12 protein-coding genes and 2 pseudogenes are annotated in these 19,888 nt (G+C 67.7%); 5 read left to right on the forward strand and 9 right to left on the reverse strand.

The window, feature by feature from the left end:
• Positions 1-227: 227 nt before the first annotated feature.
• Complete coding sequence (locus ACZ4UB_RS05765) at positions 228-4,769, forward strand: terpene synthase family protein (protein ID WP_468068485.1); 4,542 nt, start codon at positions 228-230, stop codon at positions 4,767-4,769.
• A 12-nt stretch (positions 4,770-4,781) separates the two neighbouring features.
• Here ACZ4UB_RS05765 and ACZ4UB_RS05770 read toward each other — a convergent pair.
• From ACZ4UB_RS05770 to ACZ4UB_RS05780, 3 genes and pseudogenes are all read right to left on the reverse strand, one after another.
• Positions 4,782-5,042, reverse strand: a pseudogene (locus ACZ4UB_RS05770) (undecaprenyl diphosphate synthase family protein); the annotation flags it as partial.
• Positions 5,043-5,703: 661 nt separating this feature from the next.
• Positions 5,704-5,907, reverse strand: coding sequence for a cold-shock protein (locus ACZ4UB_RS05775; RefSeq protein WP_468068486.1), 204 nt, complete (start codon positions 5,905-5,907; stop codon positions 5,704-5,706).
• A 314-nt stretch (positions 5,908-6,221) separates the two neighbouring features.
• A complete protein-coding gene (locus ACZ4UB_RS05780) occupies positions 6,222-8,483 on the reverse strand; it encodes an MMPL family transporter (protein ID WP_468068487.1) in 2,262 nt (753 codons plus the stop codon).
• A 68-nt stretch (positions 8,484-8,551) separates the two neighbouring features.
• Here ACZ4UB_RS05780 and ACZ4UB_RS05785 point away from each other — a divergent pair, with 68 nt between their 5' ends.
• The gene (locus tag ACZ4UB_RS05785; RefSeq protein ID WP_468068489.1) at positions 8,552-9,337 is read left to right on the forward strand and encodes a GNAT family N-acetyltransferase; all 786 of its coding nucleotides are present in this window, start codon (positions 8,552-8,554) and stop codon (positions 9,335-9,337) included.
• On the opposite strand, the gene ACZ4UB_RS05790 is transcribed toward ACZ4UB_RS05785, so the two are convergent.
• The 5 genes from ACZ4UB_RS05790 to ACZ4UB_RS05810 form a co-directional block, all read right to left on the reverse strand.
• Complete coding sequence (locus ACZ4UB_RS05790; protein ID WP_468068491.1) at positions 9,311-10,252, reverse strand: class I SAM-dependent methyltransferase; 942 nt, start codon at positions 10,250-10,252, stop codon at positions 9,311-9,313. The genes ACZ4UB_RS05785 and ACZ4UB_RS05790 overlap by 27 nt on opposite strands.
• Positions 10,249-11,223: an acyl-ACP desaturase gene (locus tag ACZ4UB_RS05795; RefSeq protein WP_468068492.1), complete on the reverse strand. Its 975-nt coding sequence runs from the start codon at positions 11,221-11,223 to the stop codon at positions 10,249-10,251. The genes ACZ4UB_RS05790 and ACZ4UB_RS05795 overlap by 4 nt, the downstream gene beginning before the upstream one ends.
• Positions 11,224-11,252: 29 nt before the next feature.
• The gene (locus tag ACZ4UB_RS05800; protein ID WP_468068494.1) at positions 11,253-12,476 is read right to left on the reverse strand and encodes a beta-ketoacyl-[acyl-carrier-protein] synthase family protein; all 1,224 of its coding nucleotides are present in this window, start codon (positions 12,474-12,476) and stop codon (positions 11,253-11,255) included.
• Positions 12,473-12,763: an acyl carrier protein gene (locus ACZ4UB_RS05805; protein WP_468068495.1), complete on the reverse strand. Its 291-nt coding sequence runs from the start codon at positions 12,761-12,763 to the stop codon at positions 12,473-12,475. The genes ACZ4UB_RS05800 and ACZ4UB_RS05805 overlap by 4 nt, the downstream gene beginning before the upstream one ends.
• Before the next feature lie 244 nt (positions 12,764-13,007).
• Complete coding sequence (locus ACZ4UB_RS05810) at positions 13,008-13,976, reverse strand: LnmK family bifunctional acyltransferase/decarboxylase (RefSeq protein ID WP_468068496.1); 969 nt, start codon at positions 13,974-13,976, stop codon at positions 13,008-13,010.
• A 558-nt stretch (positions 13,977-14,534) separates the two neighbouring features.
• Between ACZ4UB_RS05810 and ACZ4UB_RS05815 the strand changes: the two genes are divergently transcribed.
• A complete protein-coding gene (locus ACZ4UB_RS05815; protein ID WP_468068497.1) occupies positions 14,535-15,191 on the forward strand; it encodes a hypothetical protein in 657 nt (218 codons plus the stop codon).
• Positions 15,192-15,424: 233 nt separating this feature from the next.
• Positions 15,425-16,057, forward strand: a complete 633-nt coding sequence (locus ACZ4UB_RS05820; protein ID WP_468068498.1) for an ABC transporter substrate-binding protein — start codon at positions 15,425-15,427, stop codon at positions 16,055-16,057.
• A gap of 43 nt (positions 16,058-16,100) precedes the next feature.
• Here the strand turns inward: ACZ4UB_RS05820 and ACZ4UB_RS05825 are convergent.
• A pseudogene (locus ACZ4UB_RS05825) lies at positions 16,101-17,049 on the reverse strand (IS110 family RNA-guided transposase); the annotation flags it as partial.
• Positions 17,050-18,487: 1,438 nt separating this feature from the next.
• On the opposite strand from ACZ4UB_RS05825, the gene ACZ4UB_RS05830 reads away from it, so the two are divergent.
• Positions 18,488-19,882: an MFS transporter gene (locus ACZ4UB_RS05830; protein WP_468068499.1), complete on the forward strand. Its 1,395-nt coding sequence runs from the start codon at positions 18,488-18,490 to the stop codon at positions 19,880-19,882.
• Positions 19,883-19,888 lie beyond the last annotated feature (6 nt).

Genomic DNA, 19,888 nt, shown 5'->3' on the forward strand with positions numbered 1-19,888 from the left:
CCGGCAGCAGCAACCTGCGCCTGGTGGGGCACGGTCCGGCCAGCCCTGGGTTGACGAAGGCTGTAGGCACGAGAGGCTTGGCGAGTCCAGCCACATCAGCCGTTTTCCATCCCTTCGTGGACAGGAATCATCGTGTGTTGGTGATCCATGCGGCGGTCACCACAATGAAACAGGGGTGGCTGGTCAGCAGATAATCCGGAAGGGGCGTCGACGTGCCGAGCAGGTCCTTGCTGCAGAAGAGGCTCCTGTGCAATCCACTGTGGCTTCGAGTCGAACGAAGCTCGCATGATTGGGCGGGAAAGTTCGGACTGGCTGTAGGTGCAGCGGCGGACCAGCGGCTGGAACGCATCGCGGCGGGTCGGATGGCCGGATATATTTCTCCGACGGCCGATCCGGCGACGCTCGATCTGATTGCCCAGTGGGGCATCCTGACATTTTCAGTCGATGACATGTTCGACAGGAATTCCGAGTCCGCGGACCCGGAGTTTGCCAGGGACCAGCTCGATGGGCTGCTGGCAGTGATGAGATCGGACGCCGTCGGGATCGACCCGTCCGCGCCTGCAGTGCGCGCCATGATCGACCTGTGGTCCAGGATGACAGTTGGCGTACCCCTGAATTGGGCGGACCGTTTCATTCTTCATTACAGCCAGTTCGCTGATGCCACCTGCCGAGAGCTCGGATATCGCAAAAGCGGCACGTATCCCTCGCTCGCGGAATATCTGGAGCTGCGCCGCCACGGTATTACCGTTCTGCCGATGCTCGACGTGGTGGAGCGCACTTACTCTGCCAATTTTCCCGAGCTTGACGGATTGCGTGCTGCTGTCGCCGACACGATTGGTTGGGCCAACGATCTGCAGTCGGTCGTCCGCGACGTGAACGACGGCCATGAGAACCTGGTCACCGTGTTGGCACGCGAGCGGCTGTGCTCGCTACGAGAGGCATTGGCCATTGCTCGGACGATGATCAGCGAGCGGATGGACGACTTCGACCGGGAATCTGCCCGACTTCTCGGAGGCGCACCCTCGCACTCTGAACTGGCGCCCAGAATCCAGCTGCTGCGCACGGTCCGGGACGGGATGCTGGCCTGGCAGAGCGAGAGCGGCCGTTACCCGTCCGAGGCGGTCAACGATCTTCCGGCGATGCCGTCCGGGAGCAGCCGCGTTCGCAGCGGTGCCGATCGTCTGGCAGGGCGGCTGGCCGCCTCGGTGACAGCGGCGGGAAATCTCCCGGACCGGTGCCGCAGCCGGGTTCTGGAATCGGTTCTCATGCTCGCGCTTCTGCGCAAGAACGGATCCCACGAGCGCCACCAGGACGATCTCGCCCGCTACCTGCACGAGCGGCGCGGTGGTGCGGACCCTCTGGAGGCGACGCTGATCGACGCCTGCTTCCAGTCTGCTGACTGGATGGCGGGACGGGTCGCCGGCATGCTTGCCGGTCTCTCCGAAGGGCTCGACCAGTTCACCGGCCGGCGCGGGCACCTCAAGCGGCTGATGGTCGAGGTCGTCTTCCATCTCCTGTGTGGTACGCCGGTGACCAGCCAGGGCATTCCGGCCGAGGCGTGGTCGGGCGAACGGTCGACCATCACCGACGTCCATCTCCTGTCGGTGAAGATCCTGCACGCCGGCGCGACCGGACGCCCCCACTGGGTCACCGGCGAGGACCGTGCACGGCTGGTCAACCTTCTGAGGTCGGGCCAAGGACGCCGGGTGTACGAGGGGAGCACCAGCACCCACGTGCTGGCCCTGCACGCCGTCCTCTCCGAGAACCCCAAGCATCCCGTGATCGGTGAAGGCATTGTCGGGGCCCTCGCCGTCCAGAACCCCGACGGCGGCATGCCTGCCCTGGACAGCGAGGACATCTGGCTGGTGGGAGTCGCCGGACTGGCCTTTCTCGGCCATGCCGACTCCCGCCCACTCGCACTGCGGATGTGCGACTTCCTCGTCGGTGAACAGGCGGTCGACGGCGGCTGGCCCTACGCCACAGGCGTGCAGCAGACGGACCTGGACACCACGGTGCGGTGCGTCGAGCTCCTGCGCGCCTGCGACCCGCGGAAATACTCGGCCAGCATCGCCTCCGCAGTCGTCTACCTCGCCGGCATGGCGGGCTCGGACGGGGGGTTCCCCACCTGGGTCCGGGGCGACACCTCCGACCTCGACATGACGGCCGGCGCCGTCATCGCCATGTCCCACGCACGGCACCAGCACCCCGACATGCTCGATGCCGCCATCGACTTCATCCTCGACGCCCAGAAGCCGGACGGCAGCTTCAAACCGAGCTGGTGCATCAGCGAATCCAGCGCGATCCTGCGCGCCGTGGACGCGCTGCGCACGGTGACGGACCCGCCCCCGGTGCGGCGAGCGCGGATCGACGACGCCATCGCTCGCGCCACAGCGCACTTGGAAGCCACCCAGAACACCGACGGCGGCTGGGGTCACAGCGACGGCGAGGACAGCGACATCCTGTCGACCGCGCAAGCCGTTCCCGTGGTGGCCAGGCACGGAAACCCGCCGGCCGCACGAGCCGCCCTCGAGTACCTGCTCAGCCGGCAGGACAGCGACGGGGGCTTCACCTCGATCCCCGACCAGGTCGGCCCGAGGCCTCTCCCCTTCGACTTCCCCGCGAACGCCAACATCTACGCCCTCAGCGCCCTCACCGCAGCAACCGAGGCACTGCCCGACCTCGACCTCCACCTGCCGGCGAAGAACCTGCCCCGGGCCGCTCCCGCAACAACGCAGGCCCCCGGCACCGCCATCGACTGGTCGCCCCTGGCGGCCGCGTTGACGGGCGAGCTGATCACACCGGACAAGCCCGGCTACCACGAGATCCGCCTCGTGCTCAACCCGCGCTTCGACCACATCCAGCCGCAGGCGGTCGCCAGAGTCGCCCACCAGGACGACGTCGTGGCCTGCATCAACTTCGCCCGCGAGAACGGCATCAGCCTCACCACCCGCTGCGGCGGCCACAGTTACGCCGGCTACTCCACCAACCCCGGCCTGGTCATCGACGTCCGCGGCCTCAAGACGGTGCAACTGCGCGAGGGCACGGTACGAGCAGGCAGCGGGCTGATGACCGCGGAACTCGACCAAGCACTGTCGGCCGCAGGCCTCGCCGTCCCGCTGGCCGGCAGCCCCACCGTCGGGATCGCCGGCTCGACGCTCGGCGGAGGAGTCAGCGTCTTCTCCCGGGCCTGGGGGCTCTCGTGCGACCGCCTGGTCGGTGTCGACATCGTCACCGCCGACGGCGCCGCCCGACACGTCACGAACGCGCCCGACGACCCCGACGCCGGCCTCTTCTGGGCACTGCGGGGCGGCGGCGGCGGAAACTTCGGCGTCGTCACGGCGCTCGAGTACTCCACCGTCGACATTTCATCACTCGCGTTCACCAGCTTCGTGGCGAAATGGCCGTTCCACCTCGCGGCGGACCTCATCCGCGGATGGCAGAACTGGGCCACCGACCCCGCCACCCCGGACGCACTGTTCAGCATCGTCGTCCTGGCCGCCGACACCGGGCACCTGACCTCAACGGTCTCCGGAACCCTGATCGGCACCCCGAACCAGACTGAGAAACTCCTGACAGGCCTTGCCGACCAGGTCGGACACCCCTTCGAGTACAGCACGATCACCCCCACCACCCCCACCGGCGCCGGGATTCTGAACACCGTCGAACCGCTCGGCCTGAGCAAGACGGCGGCCCCCCTCGAGTCCGAATCGCCGACGCGATTCCCCCCTTTCGCCGCGAAATCCCATCTCGTCTACGAGCCCTTGACCAACGCGGCGATCGACGCCATGGTCTCGAACTTCGAGCTCCTGCGGGACATCGGAGGCACCGGCACCGTCCTGATGGACACCCTCGCCGGAAAGGTGGCCGAGGTCGAACCCCACGCGTCGGCCTATCCGCATCGCACGGCAATCGCGAAGATCCAGTACTTCAGCACCTGGTCGAAGGACTACACCCCGACCGAGATCAACCGCCGCCGGGAATGGCTCCGCACCACACACACCGCCGTGGGAAAGCACGTCGGCACCCGCGCCTACGTCAACTGCATCGACCCCGAGCTCGACAACTGGCAGGAGGCCTACTACGCGGACAACTATCCGCGCCTGCGCGAAGTGAAGACGGCCTACGACCCGCACCGGCTCTTCGACTTCCCACGGGCCATCGAGTCGGCCCCGAGCCCCGGCCGCCCATCACGGGGAGGCACCCCGGGGCCGACGGTGGCGTCCAGCGGGACGGGCGGCAGGAAGCCGGCCGCGATGCCCTTCCCGCGGCAGCGGTTCCACGAGCTGCGCGAGCAGAAGTCCCCCGTCGACCCGGCGGAGCTCGATGCGATCTGGGCCGCTCTCGACACCGTCCGCATCGAGGAGATCCTCGGAGAATGGACCGGAGACGTCTTCGACACAGGCCATCGCGGCTCACTCGCGACGAAAGCCATCCGCTGGCGCGGCAAGAACTTCCACTCGGCCCAGAACGTGAAACCTGTCGTCCTGCACGGTCTCGAAGGAATGTCCATGATCGAGGCCGCACCCAGCGACGCAAGCCTGTGGATGGTGGAGTTCCGTAACGAAGTCACCGCGGCCATGGTCTACGACCACGTGGCTGTGATCGACCACTTCAAGAAGGTCGACGACGAAACACTCATGGGAGTCATGGGCGGAAAGGATGTTGTCCTCGACGGAGGACGCCACCTCTATTTCTCCCTGAAGCGGGACCGGGGACACAACGCCACCAAGGTCTTCGCGGGTGAAGTCGGGCCACAGCCGCTCGCATAAGAACAGCTCCGACTGCATTGTCCGCCAGGTCAGATACCCCGACAGACGCTGCTCGCCCGAGGTTCGGATCACCAGGTCCGGGTCCTCGAGCCCCGCCGTGCCCAGATGCGACGCGAACTCCCCCTCCCACCACGACAGGTCTCCGGCCGGCTCCTGCGGCCACGCTCGCGGAACTTCTGTGCCAGCGACCGAGCCGCGGCGACGATCTCCCGCCGGCCGTCGTGGGCCACAGCAATATTGGCCTGAACCCCCTCCACCTGCTCGGTTCGCCACTGCACGTCCTGGACACAAGAGGGAACAGGCCCACGAACAACAAGGACACGGCGCCTTGCGCGACCAGGGATTCGCTGCTCCAGGAACCCGGTGCCACGGAAGCTGGATCGGGTCACACCGCCAACTGTGCGGAGGAGACGGGTGCAGTGGGGAGAGTCACGTGAGCGGGCGCGTGATCTTCCTCCACACGTGTGAATACGCCGCCTCGTGGCAATGGGCGGACACCGCTGTGGGGTGTGTGAGGATCCCCCTCAGCCTCACGGACGCGGCACACTTTCACGCCCGGCGTGCAAAGCGCTCAGGCGGCTGCTCACGCCGGGTCCGAGGTAAGCAGCACCGCTCCACCGCACCGTTCACTCTTGCCGCAGAGATCCCAGGGCGACCTGACGTCCGCGAGGATCCATCAATCAACTGGCCGCACACACCGTACCCGGCCCGAGCCAGTCAGGGCCCAGTACCGGGACAGCAGATCAGTTCCTGGTGGCGTCGAGCCGCGAAGCTCTGGACTTTGGCACTGCCCCTGGCGAGCAACTGCTCGCCAGGGGCATCGGTCACTCCCGCTCTGCGGACCAACGAGGCGCCACCACAGCCGACACGGGCTGAACATGGCGACGCCCCACTGGCGGCTGAGGGCCGCCGGCGGGGCATCTATGCGGACGGCTCAGACCGGCTGGATGTTCTCCGCCTGCGGGCCCTTCGGGCCCTGCACGACGTCGAACTCGACCTTCTGGCCTTCCTGCAGCTCACGGAAGCCCTGGGCGGCGATGTTCGAGTAGTGCGCGAAGACGTCAGCACCGCCGCCGTCCTGCTCGATGAAACCGAAGCCCTTCTCGGCGTTGAACCACTTCACTACACCCGTAGCCATGCTGCTCTCCTCAACGTACGCAGTCGCCGACGCCCGCATACCGCGACCGCCATACCCGCACCGCGCCGCCCGGCCGCGGTCCTGGACGCCGAAACGACCTTTAACTGCGATCATGGGCGAGCAGCGGCTTGCAACCACGACTGCTCCTAGCAACCACGCTATCGCCCCGAGCGCCCGGTGGTTCAGCAGACACGAACACTGGGACGCCGCGGTCCTCTCCGACACCGCCGAAGTCACTTGCCCTCTGCCCGCGCGCAGATTCCGAGGCGTCACCTTCGGCAAACAGCGCGCGCTGGCCCGTCCTGAGCTCGCTGTCAGCGCTGCTGTTTCGGAAGACCCCACTCGTTCCTCGCACGGCCTTCGGCTCTGGTCCGGCGGATGCGGCGCGACCATTCCGGCAGCCACCAATTCGCCCGACCCGCAAGCTGCATGGCGGCCGGCACCAGCAACGCGCGGACGAGGGTCGCATCCAGCAGCACGGTCACCGCCAGTCCGGTCCCCAGCAGTTTCAGCGAGGTGATGCGGGACATGGCCAGGGCGCTCATAGTGATCACCACCACCAGAGACGAGGCACTGATGAGACGTCCGGTGCAGGCCATGCCGTAGACGATCGAGGAACGGCACTCTCCGGTCGCCCTGTACCGCTCCTTGATGCGCGACAACAGGAAGACCTCGTAGTCCACGGATAGGCCGAGGGCGATGCAGATCGTCAGCAGGAGCATGCTGATCTCCAGCTGCCCGGTGACCGTGAAACCGCCCATCCCGAGGCGTCCTTCTTGGAAGACGGGGACCATGCAGCCGATGCCCGCACTCAGGCTGAGGACGGCAAGGACAACCGTCTTGATGGAGACGAACAGGCCGCCGGTAAAGGACAGCACCACGAGCAGCGCACTGCCCCCGGCCAAGAGGGCGGCCAGCGGAACTCGGCGGGCGAGCTCCGCCTTCGTGTCCGCCGTACGGGCAGTGGTTCCGCCGATGACCCGAGGAACGAAGGCAGGCAGTGCACGAATCTGCCCCAACACCCTTTCGGACGAGCTCGCTTGCGTACCCGAGAGCAGGCGTACGGTCAAGAGCACAGCACCGTCGCGTGCCAACCGGTGATGCGCCGGAGCCGGCGGGGCGATCCGGCTGCCGTCACGGTAGGAGCCTGTTACCGTGTCCACCCCGGAGACGCCGTCGATCGACGACAGCCGACGAGCGTAACGGTCCACCCTCGCAGCGACAGCTGCCACCCAGGGATCGCCCACACTCAGCACCACGGGCAGTCTGGTCCCGCCAACCTCCGGAAATTCGGTCCTCACGAGCTCACTGGTCTGTCGCACCTGCGTGGACTCCGGCAGTACGCGCTCGTCGGCAACACCGAACTGCGCCTTGTTCAACGGCATCGCGCAGCTCAGCAAGAGCACCGCTGCCAAAACACCCCACAGCACAGGGCGCCTGGTGGCGGCGCTTCCCAGCCGCGCCCACAGCCTGCTGTACCCGGGAACGGCCGGGACCGCCTTGGGCGCGTCCAAGGTCTTGTCCGCCTGAAACGGCAGCACCCTTCGCACCCGGTCGAACAGCCATCGATCCAGTCGTGCGGCAGGAAGCATACTGACCCGCAACAGCGCCGGGTAGACAAAGACCGCGGTCACCGCGGCGAAGGCGACCACGGCGATCCCACCGGCTGCCAGTGAACGCAGAAACGGCACCGGAAAGACGAGCAGTGCCGCCAGGCAGGCGATGACCGTGGCGGCTGAGAACAGCACGGCATGCCCGGCCGACCGAACCGCCAGGACGACGGCGTCGGCTACTTCCGCCCCTCGCGCCATCTCCTCACGACAACGCATCAGAACCAGGAGGCCGTAGTCCACCGAGAGGCCGAATCCGAGTGCCGCTGTGACGTTGACGGCGAACACGGAGACGGGCATCACGAGCGTTAGTCCGTTCAGCACCGCCAGCGTCGCCGTGATGGAGACGACCGCGATCACCATCGGCAACAACGCCAGCGCGGCCGAACGCAGGGTCACCATCAGGATGACCAGCACGAAGGGCGCGGCGGCCATCTCGGCACGGCGTAGGTCCTCTCTGCTCAGCCGGACTGCCTCCGCATTGCTCCACACGGGTCCGGCCACGGCCACGGAGACGCCCCCGTGCGTTCCCGCCAGGCGCGGGACGATGCGCTGCGCCGTGTTGACCGCCTGCACCCCGCTTCCGGTCAGCTCGACACCGATCAGGGCGGCATGCTCGTCACGAGACAGCAGAGCGGGCAGTGCCGTGTCCCAATAGCTCCACACCCGTGCCACGCCCGGTTGATCGGCTGCCGCGCGGGCCAAGGCACGGCCCTGGGCGGCCGTCTCGCCATATTTCATCGAGGTTCGGCCGGAGACCAGGAACATCAAATCGGCGGACGGCTGGTCGAATTCTTCTTCAATCACACGGTCAGCCCGGTCGGACTCGGTCCCGGTGGCGGTGAACCCGGACGGAGTCAACCGGGATGAACACCCGATCACAGCCGGAAGGAGAGCCAGCCCCAGCACCGAGACCAACGCCAGTACCCGCCACGGATTTCCACGAATCCACTTCACCGTGAGCATGGGGCGACTTTACCTATAGGAACGTTCCCCTGCCGGGCATACCCGCGCACTTGCGATAGAAAAGAGACATGAAGACAAAGGTCGACACCTACGCCGCGGGCAGTCGCGCAAAATCTGGAGAACAGCACTATACGATTTCCGTCGCTCGTGACGAAAATACGATCCTCGAAGCCCAGCAGCTGCGCTTCCGAGTATTCAACCAGGAACTCAAATCGAGATATCACGCGGAGCATGGCCTGGAGATGGATGGAGTTGACCAGTATTGCGATCATCTCGTCGTCCGCCGCGCTGACACCGGTGAAATGGTCGGCATGCACCGCCTCCTCCCGCCCAGGGGTGCCGCGCAGGCGGGCGGCCTGACGTCAGAAGCCCTGTTCGATCTGAGTCCGCATCACGCGTTGAGACCGGCGCTCGTCGAGCTCACCCGGGTGTGCGTTCACCCGGACCACCGCACCGGGCCTGTCATCGCCATGCTGTGGGCGGGAACGATCCAATACATGGCGCGCGGCGGCCACGCCTGGCTCTCAGGACGCATGACCTTCCCCCTCTTCGACGGTGGCGCCCTAGCCGCAGCCTGCCGGGAACATGTGGCGGCCGGCGGTCACATCGCGCCTGACCGCTACCACGTACGCCCTCACACCCCCTGGAAGCCCACGGCGAACGACCACCGCCCCGGCCTTCCGATGCCCCCCAAACTCCGCGGATACCTGCTTGCCGGCACATGGGTGTGCAGTGAGTTCGCCTACGATTCCCAACACGACGAAGTCAGTCTCTACCTCCTGCTCTCCCTTGAGAACACCGATCCGCGCCGGCGGAAGTTCCTCCTGTCACTGGGGGACCGACTGACCGCCTGACGCTCCTGCGAGAGTTCGCCGTTCGGGCCAGCGGCGCAGTGTGATGCGGTAAAGCGTCGAGGCCTGGCGCATGAAGGCGATCTCACTGGCCCGCAGGTAGGTGCGGTACCGCAGGTAGGCGTCGGGACCGACGAGCAGCTGAGCCTCCTCCCGGGCCTGAAACAGCCGGGAGGACCAGCCGCGCAGGGTGCGGGCGTAGTCCGCGCCGTCCTCGCGCAGTCTGGTGATCGCGAAATACGGCTCGCACGCGGTGGCGATCTCGGACAGCCGCGGCAGCGCCGATCCGGGGAAGACCTCCCGTGCGAAGAAGTCGGGTACGGACTCCTCGTGTTCCGCATGATCGGTCAGCGCGATGGTCTGGAGGCTGAGCCGACCGAGCGGCGGCAGCCATCCGGCGCAGCGCGCGAAGAATGCGCGGTAGGCCCCGATCCGTTCGTCACGGGACATGTCCTGATGGGTGAAGTGCTCGAACGCGCCGATCGAGACGATGCCGTCGTACGGCTCGGCCGTCTCGTGGTCCCGCCAGTCCTGGATCTCAACGTCGACGCCGGCCAGCCCGAGCGAGCGCACGTGCGCGTACTGGTCGGCGCTGAGGGTCAGGCCGACCGCCTGCCGGACACCGGCCTCCTCGACGGCCGTCCGCAGCAGGCTCCCCCAGCCGCAGCCGATGTCCAGCAGCCGGCCGCCCGCCGTGACGCCCGCTTGGTCGAGGTGGTACCGGAGCTTGGCGTGCTGCGCCTTCGCCAGCAGGTCCGTGTTCCCGGGCGCGCCCGTGATGCCGTCCCACAGGGCGCAGGAGTACGTCAGGCCCGGATCGAGCCACAGGGCGTAGAAGTCCTTGCTGATGTCGTAGTGGGCCTGGATGTCCGCAGCGGTGGCACCGGTGCGAGGGCGTTGGCCGGTCCGGGTGTTCACGGGCCGCCTCTCTCGTCGTACGAAGTGGATGGGGCCGGGCAAGGGATGAGGGCAGGAGGAGCGGCCGCCCTCATCCGGTCGAACAGACGACTGGAGCGCTCGGCCCTGGTCCGCAGCTCGTCGAGATGGCGGCCGATGCGCTCACGTGCCTGCTCGCCGGCGGGGCCGAGACCGGCGCGGGTCATCACTCCCAGGGCACGCAGCAGTGGCTGGAGCACACGCTGCCTGTGGATGTCGAGGTCATAGATGCCGAACGCGGCGATCCGCATGGCGCGCTGCCGGTAGCCGGCAATGGTGGTACTCGGCCACTCGAAGGAGCAGATGACGTCGGCGAGGGCGCAAACCGCGCCGTCGGGGTCCAGTTCCAGAGCGGCGGTGTATACGTCGCGATAGAAGATCATGTGAAGGTTCTCGTCGGCCGCGATCCGGGCGGTCAGCTGACGGGCCACCGGATCGGCGCAGGCCAGTCCGGTGTTGCGGTGGGCCTCCCGGGTGGCCAGCTCCTGGACGGTGACGTAGGCCAGGCCGTGCAGCAGGGACGTGTGGCCGCTGGTGTAGCCGGTGGACACGTGCTGCATGCGCTGGCGTTCCAGGGCCAGGGGGTCCACGGCACGGCGTGCGTGCAGGTAGCCGCGCAGCGCGTGGGCGTGGCGGTCCTCCTCGGCCGTCCAGCGGTGCACCCAGGTGCCCCAGGCGCCGTCACGGCCGAACTGGGTGGCGATCTCGAAGTGGTAGCTCGGCAGGTTGTCCTCGGTCAGCAGGTTGACCGTCAGTGCGTCCGCCACGACCTCCGGGAGCTCGGACTGGTCGGCCTGCCAAGGGGTGCCGTCGAGGGGGCCGTCGAAGTCGGAGGCCCGGCTCCAGGGGATGTAGGCGTGGGGGAACCACTCCGTTGCGTTTGCCAGGTGGCGGTCCAAGAGCGTGGCCACGGTCGGCTCCAGCTCCGCCAGGTGATCGAGGGGGAGGGTCATCACGCAGGCTCCTGATGCGTCGGCCGATGTCAGGGGCGCTGGAACACGAGAGCCGCGTTCTGGCCGCCGAAACCGAAGGAATTGGAGAGCACCGTCTCCAGCCGGGCGGGCCGTGGAACCTTGGTGACGACGTCGAGGTCGATCTCCGGGTCCATCCGGTCGAGGTTGGCGGTGGGCGGGATGAGCTGATGGTGCAGGGAGAGCACCGAGCAGACGGCTTCCACGGCCCCGCTGCCGCCGAGTAGATGCCCCAGGACCCCCTTGGCCGAGGTCACGGGAGGCGGGGTGTCGAAGACCCGGCGCAGCGCCGTGGCTTCCGCGATGTCGTTTATCGGTGTGGCGCTGCCATGGGCGTTGACGTGTCCCACGTCGCGCGGTGCGAGTCCGGCGCCGTCGAGCGCCGCGTGCATGGCCCGGACCGCGCCGTCGCCCGCGGGGTGGGGGACCGTCGGGTTGTGGGCATCCCCGGAGAAGCCGTAGCCGGTGAGCCTGGCGTACTCCCGGGCCCGTCGGGCCCGGGCGTGCTCGGACCTTTCGAGGACGAGGACTCCGGCGCCCTCGGACAGGACGAAGCCGTCCCGGTCGGCGTCGAAGGGACGGGACGCTCCGGCCGGGTCGTGCATGCGGGTGGACAGTGCGCCCATGCGCCAGAAGAGTGCCGATCCCAGTCGGTTGCAGCCGGAGTCGGACCCGCCGGCCACGGCGATGTCGCACGCGCCGGATCGGATCAGCATGCTCGCGATGCCGATGGCGCTGGCACCTGACGCACAGGCGGTGGTGACGCCCAGGGTGGGGCCCAGCGCACCGAGCATGGTCCCGACCTCGCCGGCGGCCATGTTCGGCAGGCTGCGGGGCAGGACCGTGGGCGACAGGGCGAGGAGGCGGCCCTTCTCCAGGATCTGGCAGGCCTTGATGGTGGTGTCGTGGCTCGATCCCCCGGTACCGATCACCACCGCGACCCGGCTGCCGTCCCACAGCGCGGAGTCCAGCCCGGCGTCGGCGACGGCCTCCTTGGCCGCTGCGTGAGCGAAGCGGATGAACCGGTCGGTGCGCCACGCCAGGCCGGGAGCCAGGGCTGGCTCGAGACCGGCATCCGCCACCCGGCAGGAGATCGTCACCGGCAGCCCGTCCATCGACGGATCGTGGGTGGCCGTGGGGACGCCGCCGCAGAGGCGGTCCCAGGTGGCGCCGACACCCACTCCTGCAGGCGTGACCATTCCCAGCCCGGTGACGGCTACGGCATGGCGGTTCATGCGTCGTTCTTCGCAGCGGCCCCAGCCGACCGCAGGACCTGGTCCACGGCCGCGACCGCCTGGGCAAGCGTGGTGTCGAGGTTCATCTGCTCGAGAAGGCTTTCCTGGACATCGACTCCAGTCTGCTCTTCGATCACCACGATCAATTCCATAACGGCAATGGAATCGAGCTCGAGATCCGAAAACCTGACGGGCCCGTCTAGTTTCGTCGGATCGATCTGAAAATGCGACTGAAGGAGATCCTTCAGCCGCGCCTCAGTGAATTCCTCGACGATCTGAGAGTCCATGAAAAACCACCGCTTCCGTTGCCCTTCCGGCGTTTCCGGCGAGGACGCCCCTCACTCCTACCACGCCCGCGATCCCCTGAAGAAGTCATTTCTAAAGCGTATACAGAAGTGTTCATTCGTATGCAGCAATTTCGAGGTGCAGGTGCCGCGCGGGATTGGTGAGCTCGCGGGGACGCCTCGGGGCCACGGCAGGGGCTGACGGCAGAGGAGACGTAGAAGCGGGCGACGAGGGCCGTGGTCAGGCTCAGCCGACGGGAGCTCGGTGGCGGAAGGATGCGACCGCGATGGTGCGCCTGGTGGTGGCCTCGCTGATGGCGAGGTCGCTCTTCTGGTGGACCGGGTCGTCGGGATCGTACGAGGTGCGCAGCGCGAGGGTGAGGGTGGCGTCCAGGTCGGCATTGGCGAGGTAGCAGATGCGGGCGTCGAGGAGTGTGCGGTCGAGGAAGGCGCGGTCGGTGCCACCGGAGGCCCGCCATTGGTGGAGCTGAGCACGCTCCACAATGGGGAAGAACGCGGCGAAGTAGAGCAGGCCGACGCCGTTGACATCGCGGACGACGTCGACGGGGTGTTCCAGAACGAGGTCGGGTGCCGAACGGGGCCAGTGGGAGCGCACGGAGTCGGGGAAGACCCCGAGGTCGCGGGCGCGTGCGCAAAGGTGGCGAGGGCTGTCCGCGTGGGGCAGATGCATGTGAGTGAAACCGACCGGTGCGCTGCGCACGAGCGCAACGTTGCTGCGGGGATCGCTGCGCGAGACCCACACGTTGAGGTTCTCGACGTACAGGCAGTCCGGGCGAGGTCGGCTGGACATCTCGTCCGCGTCGAAGGGCAGCGGCGCCTGCCCCTCTGCTGTGATCCGGCGGATCCGGTGCACCGTCACCACGGACAGGCGACCGCTGTTGAAGACCAGGGAGTCGACCTCGATGCGTTCGCCGAACGTCAGATCACGGGGATGGAATCGGGAACCGGAGGTGAGGCGGTAGTAATAGAAGGCAAGGTAGGACGGTAGTCCCCGTGCGTCGCGGGCGTTGAACACGTCCAAGCCACACACCATGCTGACGGTCTGCCACGTCCAGTCGCCCACGCACGCGACCAGGTTCTGCAGGGGCCCACACATCCCAGGTTGCACGATCATCATCCGGCGCACCGATGCCGGGCCGGTCCGCTCCGCCTCGCAGAAAGGCATGCCCTCTGGAGGAGCCAGCACATCACTCACCACAATCCCCCTTCCAGGCCCGACGTCCCAGGGACGCCGGTATGTGGCGTCGCAGCCTGCGACAACGAAGATCGTCCCTGCACCCCTCCAAGTTCAAATCTCCTGCCGCTAAATGGATTACCTCGGCATCGAACCAGCCAGGCCCCGACGAAACTACGGAAGTGGAGTCCGCGTACTACCCTGGCCGCCCGTTGCGCCGCCGGCTTCGCCGTCCGATGGAGCGGCCAGTTCGCGCTGCAAACCGCGCTGGTCCTGCTCGTCGGTGTCAGCAGCGTCGATCCGGGTGTGGTCCCTCGGAAGGCGTACTGGGTGCCAAGGCTGCGCCGGCGCTGTGCCCACGCCGTCAAGCGAGGCGGCCACCCCCGGCCGCAGGGCGGCCTCTTCCCTGTCAGCTGTGGCCAGGTCAGGCCGCGGTGCGAAGTGGCACGGCCTGCGGGTCATGCCTACACCCGTTTGAATCTTGATCGTCGCCGACCACTCCGTTCCCCCTCCACCCGCGCCACGCGTCGTGCGGCTGCGAGCATGCCTGTGCAGGCATTCGCAGGGTGGGGAGTTCAGGTGCCGCGAGAGCTCAACGAACGGCAGCAACAGGTGCTGCAATGGGTCGGCCAAGGCTGCCCTCACGGCGTGTGGGAAGGGACCGGGCACAAACTCAGCTGCCAAGCCCTGCACAGCCGCGGACGGGTCAAAGTCTCCAGGCGCCAGGGGCAGTGGTCCGTCGCCCTCACCAAGGCCGGCCAGCAATACCTGGACCACGGATCCCATCCGCCGGAACAGCCTCGCGGCAAAGACACCGCTCCCGCGCCGCAGACTGGAATCCAGCCACCCGACGTGGCCAAGAGCAAAGAATCCAGCAGCCAGGCGGCTGCGCTCGTACCGGTTCAGCGAACGAGCTCCCTTCCGCGGAAGAAGGCCAAGACCGTCACGGAGCAGCTCCTGGAGGAGCTCGCCAAAGCCGGCGGCCGCGTCGTCAAACGCGAAGCCAGCGGTCGGGAGACCGAGAACTGGCCGATCCGTGTTGCCGCAGCACGGCGGTCGGGAAAGATCCCTGCAACCAAGGAAGTGCACGCAGGCTGGTGCCGTGACGGATACGAAATCCGGCTGGTCGACCTGGAGGCGGCACGGGAGAAACGGCTGCAATGGGAAGCCGCGATGCAACTTTTCAATCTCGACGTCAAGCGGCTTCTGTGCCCTGAGGGGATCGATCCGCGGTAGGCGGCATGTCTGCCAGGGGCTTGAACGGGCCGCCTTCACCTCACTGCCGATCCTCCTCAGGCTTGCTCGTTCGAGTGAAAGCTCCCTGTTTCCGGCATGGTGTCGAGCGGTCGGCTGATCATGGCGATGGACTGCGACCGGGTGCGCTGACCGCCTTGCGAGGTGGCGTCGTTGCCCTTGCCTGAGCCCGGTTGCGGGCGATTCGCCGACCATCCATTCCAGTGGGAGACGCAGTGGCTGACACGATCAAGATCGCAATCGCGGGCCCGAAGACCGGCACGGAGACCCGGTACGCCGACATGCAGTTCATCGGCGTCAGGCGGGCCATCAAGGACATCAACGCCAGGGGCGGCGTCAACGGCAAGATGGTGGAGGCCAAGGAGTACGACGACGGCGGAGACCCCAAGAAGGCCGTCGCCGCGGCGAACAAGATCGTCAACGACGGCGTGAAGTTCGTCATCGGCCACATGGCCTCGGTCACCACCCAGCCGGCCTCGGACATTTACGAGGACGAGGGCGTCATCATGATCACGCCTGGTGTCACCGACCCCGAGATCACCGCCCGCGGCTACCGGCTCATCTTCCGCACGGTCCCTGTTGACAGCGCGCAGGGTCCGGCTGCCAGCAGCTCCTTCGCCAAGGACCCCGAGAACAAGGCGATCGTTGACGCGATCAAGGCCGACGGCTTGGACCCCAGCGGGCTCTACGTCTTTCCTGCTTATTCCGCGGTCGAGTTGATCGCCGAAGGCATCAAGGCGGCCAAGTCGGAGGACACCGACAAGGTCGCCAAGGAGCTTCACAGCGGCACGTTCAGGACCTCAATCGGCACCATCTCCTTTGACGAGAAGGGTGACTTGAAGGACTAGTTCGTCGCGGACAGGTCTCGGTCGGGGCTCCCAGGCAAGCGTTCTACGTCGTGGCGACCTGGAAGGGCGTGTGGTCGCGGATCATGGCCCAGAGAACGTTCACGCGACGGCGGGCGAGGGCGATGACAGCTTGTTTGTGCCCCTTGCCTTCCTTCCTCTTCCGGTCGTAGTACGTCTTGGAGATCGGGCAGAAGAACACGCTGACCTGGGCGGATAGGTAGAGGGCCCGTTGGAGGCCGCGGTGGTAGCGGCGGGGCCTTCGCAGGTTCCCGCTGACCTTTCCGGAGTCCCAGGGGACCGGGGCCAGCCCGGCGAGGCGGTCGGGGCTGGCGAAGGCCGTGAGGTCACCGCCGGTCGCGGCGATGACCTCGGCGCCGAGGGTGGGGCCCGTGCCGGGCATGGTGAGGATGACCTCGGCGTCCCGGTGCCGACGGAAACGCGTTTCGATCCGGGCGTCGAGTTCAGTCACCTCGTCGTTGTGGGTGGCCACCGAGCGAGGCGTCCGACAAGTTCGGCGCCCAGCTCCTCGCCGCGCAGGGCGGTCATCTGGGCCTGGGCGGCGTCCACGGCCCGGGCCGCGAGCTCGCCAGCCCTTTGGGCCTTGCGGTTACGGAGCCAGGTCTCCAGCCGACTGACACCCTGCGACGGATCGCGGCCGGGGTCTGGTACGCCGTGAGCAGGAGGACGGGGCCCTTCTTCGTCAGGTCCAGCGCTCGTTCCAGCGCGGGGAAGAACTCCAGGAGCTGGGCCCGCAGGCAGTTGATCTGGCGGGTCCGGTCGTGGACCACGTCCAGGCGCCGGGCGGTGAGGAGCCGCAGGTCGAGGGCGATGTCGTCGCCGGGGCGGAGAATGCTCACGTCGCGGCGGATGCGTGCTTGGTCCGCAATGATGAAGGCGTCGCAGGCATCGGTTTTGCCTTCACCCCGGTAGGTGGTGGACGCCTGGTGGATGGTCCGGCCAGTGAGGAGCCCGTAGACCACAAATGCACCCCCGCCACCTGACCACCCGACACTCAGCGTAGCCAGGCGGGGTGCCCCTTCAACCCACTCGTCGAGCCATTGCGGAGCAGGCCCTCTGGAGAGAATCTGGGGAGAATCGGCTACCTAAAGCCGCACGAACGTGAAAGATCGAGAAAGACACGTTCGCACAGGTCAGCTCACCTCCAGCGAACAAAGCCCCTGGTCAGCGCAGCCAAGTGGACAACTTCATGACGTACGTGCCGAGTTCGTCGGCCCCCCGCACCCTCCCCCTCGGCCACGCGCCCGCCCACTTCCAGCCCTACGAACGGCCCGGCCAGCCCTAGCCTGACCGCGCCACCGGAGCCCGCGCGAGCCTGGGGCCTTCGGGACCCGCACGACCACTCTCGCCACGGCGGCGCCGGGCCGGGCGCCCCATTGCGGGGACACCAAAACGGTAACGGGGGAAGTTGGTGGCGGGGTGTCCCGCAGGGCACGGCCGTCGCCGAGCACGAGGAGCGGTCGACCAGCGAGACCGACCCCAGCTACTGCAGCCGCACCCACGTCGGCGCCGAAGGCTTCGGCTACGCCACCGACATGGGCGGCATCCGGGGCGGACGAATCCGAGTGGACCACGGCCAGCTGATCAGCGATCTCGACATCCGCGTGGACGGCGACCGCCGCTGGGCCACGCCCGGCGACGTCCTGCACGTCAGAAAGGGCGCAGACGTCGCCCTGACCGTCCGCACTGCCCAGGCCACGGCGGCGACTGGGCCGGCGTCGTCCGGAGCCGGCCCGTGTGGACTTCATCCAGGGAGACGTGACCGCCTGCGGTCGCGGGCCGGGGCACCTTCATCACGCCGACGGCCAGGGGGTGAAGTCGTACGAGGTGAACAAGTCGACCGACCCGGTGCGCCTCACCTACGGCCTCAGCCGCACCAGCCAGGCGGCCTACCGTCCGACAGCGCGGTACCGACGGCAACCTCACCGCTGTCGGTCCGATCGGGCCAGCACATCGCACTGCGCCCGCCAGGTGGCACGGCCGCAAGGCTCTCCGGCCGGACCGCGCGGACGGGGCTGCTGTCGCCGATCGGCGCTGTTGCATCAGTCGGCCGGACGGGCCGTGTAGTCGCCGTCCTGCTCCACAGCCGCGAGGAGTACGGCCGTGTCCCCGCTGACGCCTTCCTCCAAGCGCAGGGCTGGCCCTGCCTCGACCCGCTCAACGCAGCGCAACCAGCACCGAACCAGCACGGGAGTGAGTACCGCCACCCCGAAATGGTGCGAGTTCCGCAATTCCGGCAGGGTCTCACGACCCCGTTCCGGAGGGGTTCCGGGGACGATGGTCGAGCCGTGTGGTGCGCGGGCACACCAGTCGGAGCTTGATTGTGATGGCGGGCCACATATACCGCTGACCTGCGGACTTCTACGTTGTGGCCACACCGACGTCCCCGCAGACACCCTGGAAGTGGTGCACATGGTCTCCCCCGGAACCGCCCCTCACACTCCAACCGGAATCCGGCGGATCGTCGCCGCCAGTCTCGTCGGGACCACCATCGAGTGGTACGACTTCTTCCTCTACGGCACCGCCGCCGCGCTCGTCTTCAACAAGCTGTTCTTCCCGACGGCCGATCCCCTGACCGGGACGCTGATCGCCTTCCTCACCTACGCGATCGGCTTCCTGGCACGGCCGTTGGGCGGGGTGGTCTTCGGGCACTTCGGGGACAAGGTCGGGCGCAAGAAGCTGCTGGTGCTCAGTCTGCTGATGATGGGCGGGGCGACGTTCGCGATGGGGTTGCTGCCCACGCACGCGACCATCGGGATCGGTGCGCCGATCCTGCTCACGCTACTGCGGCTGATACAGGGCTTCGCGCTCGGCGGGGAGTGGGGCGGGGCCGTGCTGATCGTCTCCGAGCACGGCGGGGACGAGCACCGCGGCTTCTGGGCGTCCTGGCCGCAGTCCGGCGCACCCGGCGGGAACCTGCTGGCCACCGGCGTCCTCGCGCTGCTCGCCTCCGTGCAGTCCGACGCCGCCTTCCTGGCCTGGGGTTGGCGGATCCCGTTCCTGCTCTCCGGGGTGCTGGTGGCCGTCGGGCTGTGGATCCGGCTCTCGGTGTCCGAGTCCCCGGTCTTCCTCGCCGCGCGGGCCAAGGCCGACGCGGCGGCGGCCCGCGGGGCCGCCGAACGCGCCCCCGTCGTCCAGGTGTTCCGCCGGGACTGGCGCCAGGTGCTGTTCGCCATCGGTACCCGGTTCGGCGAGAACATCTCGTACTACGTCCTCACCTCCTTCCTCCTCGTGTACGTCACCGCGCACCTCGGCCTGGCCAAGACCACCGCCCTGAACGCGGTCCTGATCGGCTCGGCCGTCCACTTCGTCACCATCCCGGCCTGGGGTGCGCTCTCCGACCGGATCGGGCGCCGCCCGGTGACGCTGATCGGTTCCGGCGGCATGGCCCTGTGGGCGTTCGCCTTCTTCGCCCTGCTCGACTCGAAGTCGTTCCCCGTGATCGCCGCGGCCGTGACCGTCGGACTGCTGCTGCACGGTGCGATGTACGGGCCGCAAGCGGCCTTCATCTCCGAGATGTTCGACACCGAGGTCCGCTATTCCGGAGCCTCGATGGGCTCCCAGCTCGCCTCGATCGTCGCCGGGGCGCTGGCCCCGATCATCGCCGTCGAACTGCTCGGGGACTACGGCTCCTCGGTCCCGGTGTCGATCTACCTCTGCGCCGCCGCCGTGGTCACCACCCTCACCGTCGCCTTCGCCAAGGAGACCCGCGGCCGCGACCTGGCGCGTACCGTGAACGACACCTCGGCGCCCGGGGCGTCCGGACGGCCCGGGCGAAAGGCTGCGCAGACCCAGCGGGCCGCCTGACCTTGG

The organism is Streptomyces sp. NPDC028419, from assembly GCF_055565515.1.

Excerpts from the sequence above, each read along its gene's own strand:
- ACZ4UB_RS05775 (WP_468068486.1), bottom strand. The coding sequence starts at position 5,907 with ATGGCTACGGGTGTAGTGAAGTGGTTCAACGCCGAGAAGGGCTTCGGT.
- ACZ4UB_RS05780 (WP_468068487.1), bottom strand. The coding sequence starts at position 8,483 with ATGCTCACGGTGAAGTGGATTCGTGGAAATCCGTGGCGGGTACTGGCG.
- ACZ4UB_RS05785 (WP_468068489.1), top strand. The coding sequence starts at position 8,552 with ATGAAGACAAAGGTCGACACCTACGCCGCGGGCAGTCGCGCAAAATCT.
- ACZ4UB_RS05795 (WP_468068492.1), bottom strand. The coding sequence starts at position 11,223 with ATGACCCTCCCCCTCGATCACCTGGCGGAGCTGGAGCCGACCGTGGCC.
- ACZ4UB_RS05800 (WP_468068494.1), bottom strand. The coding sequence starts at position 12,476 with ATGAACCGCCATGCCGTAGCCGTCACCGGGCTGGGAATGGTCACGCCT.
- ACZ4UB_RS05805 (WP_468068495.1), bottom strand. The coding sequence starts at position 12,763 with ATGGACTCTCAGATCGTCGAGGAATTCACTGAGGCGCGGCTGAAGGAT.
- ACZ4UB_RS05830 (WP_468068499.1), top strand. The coding sequence starts at position 18,488 with ATGGTCTCCCCCGGAACCGCCCCTCACACTCCAACCGGAATCCGGCGG.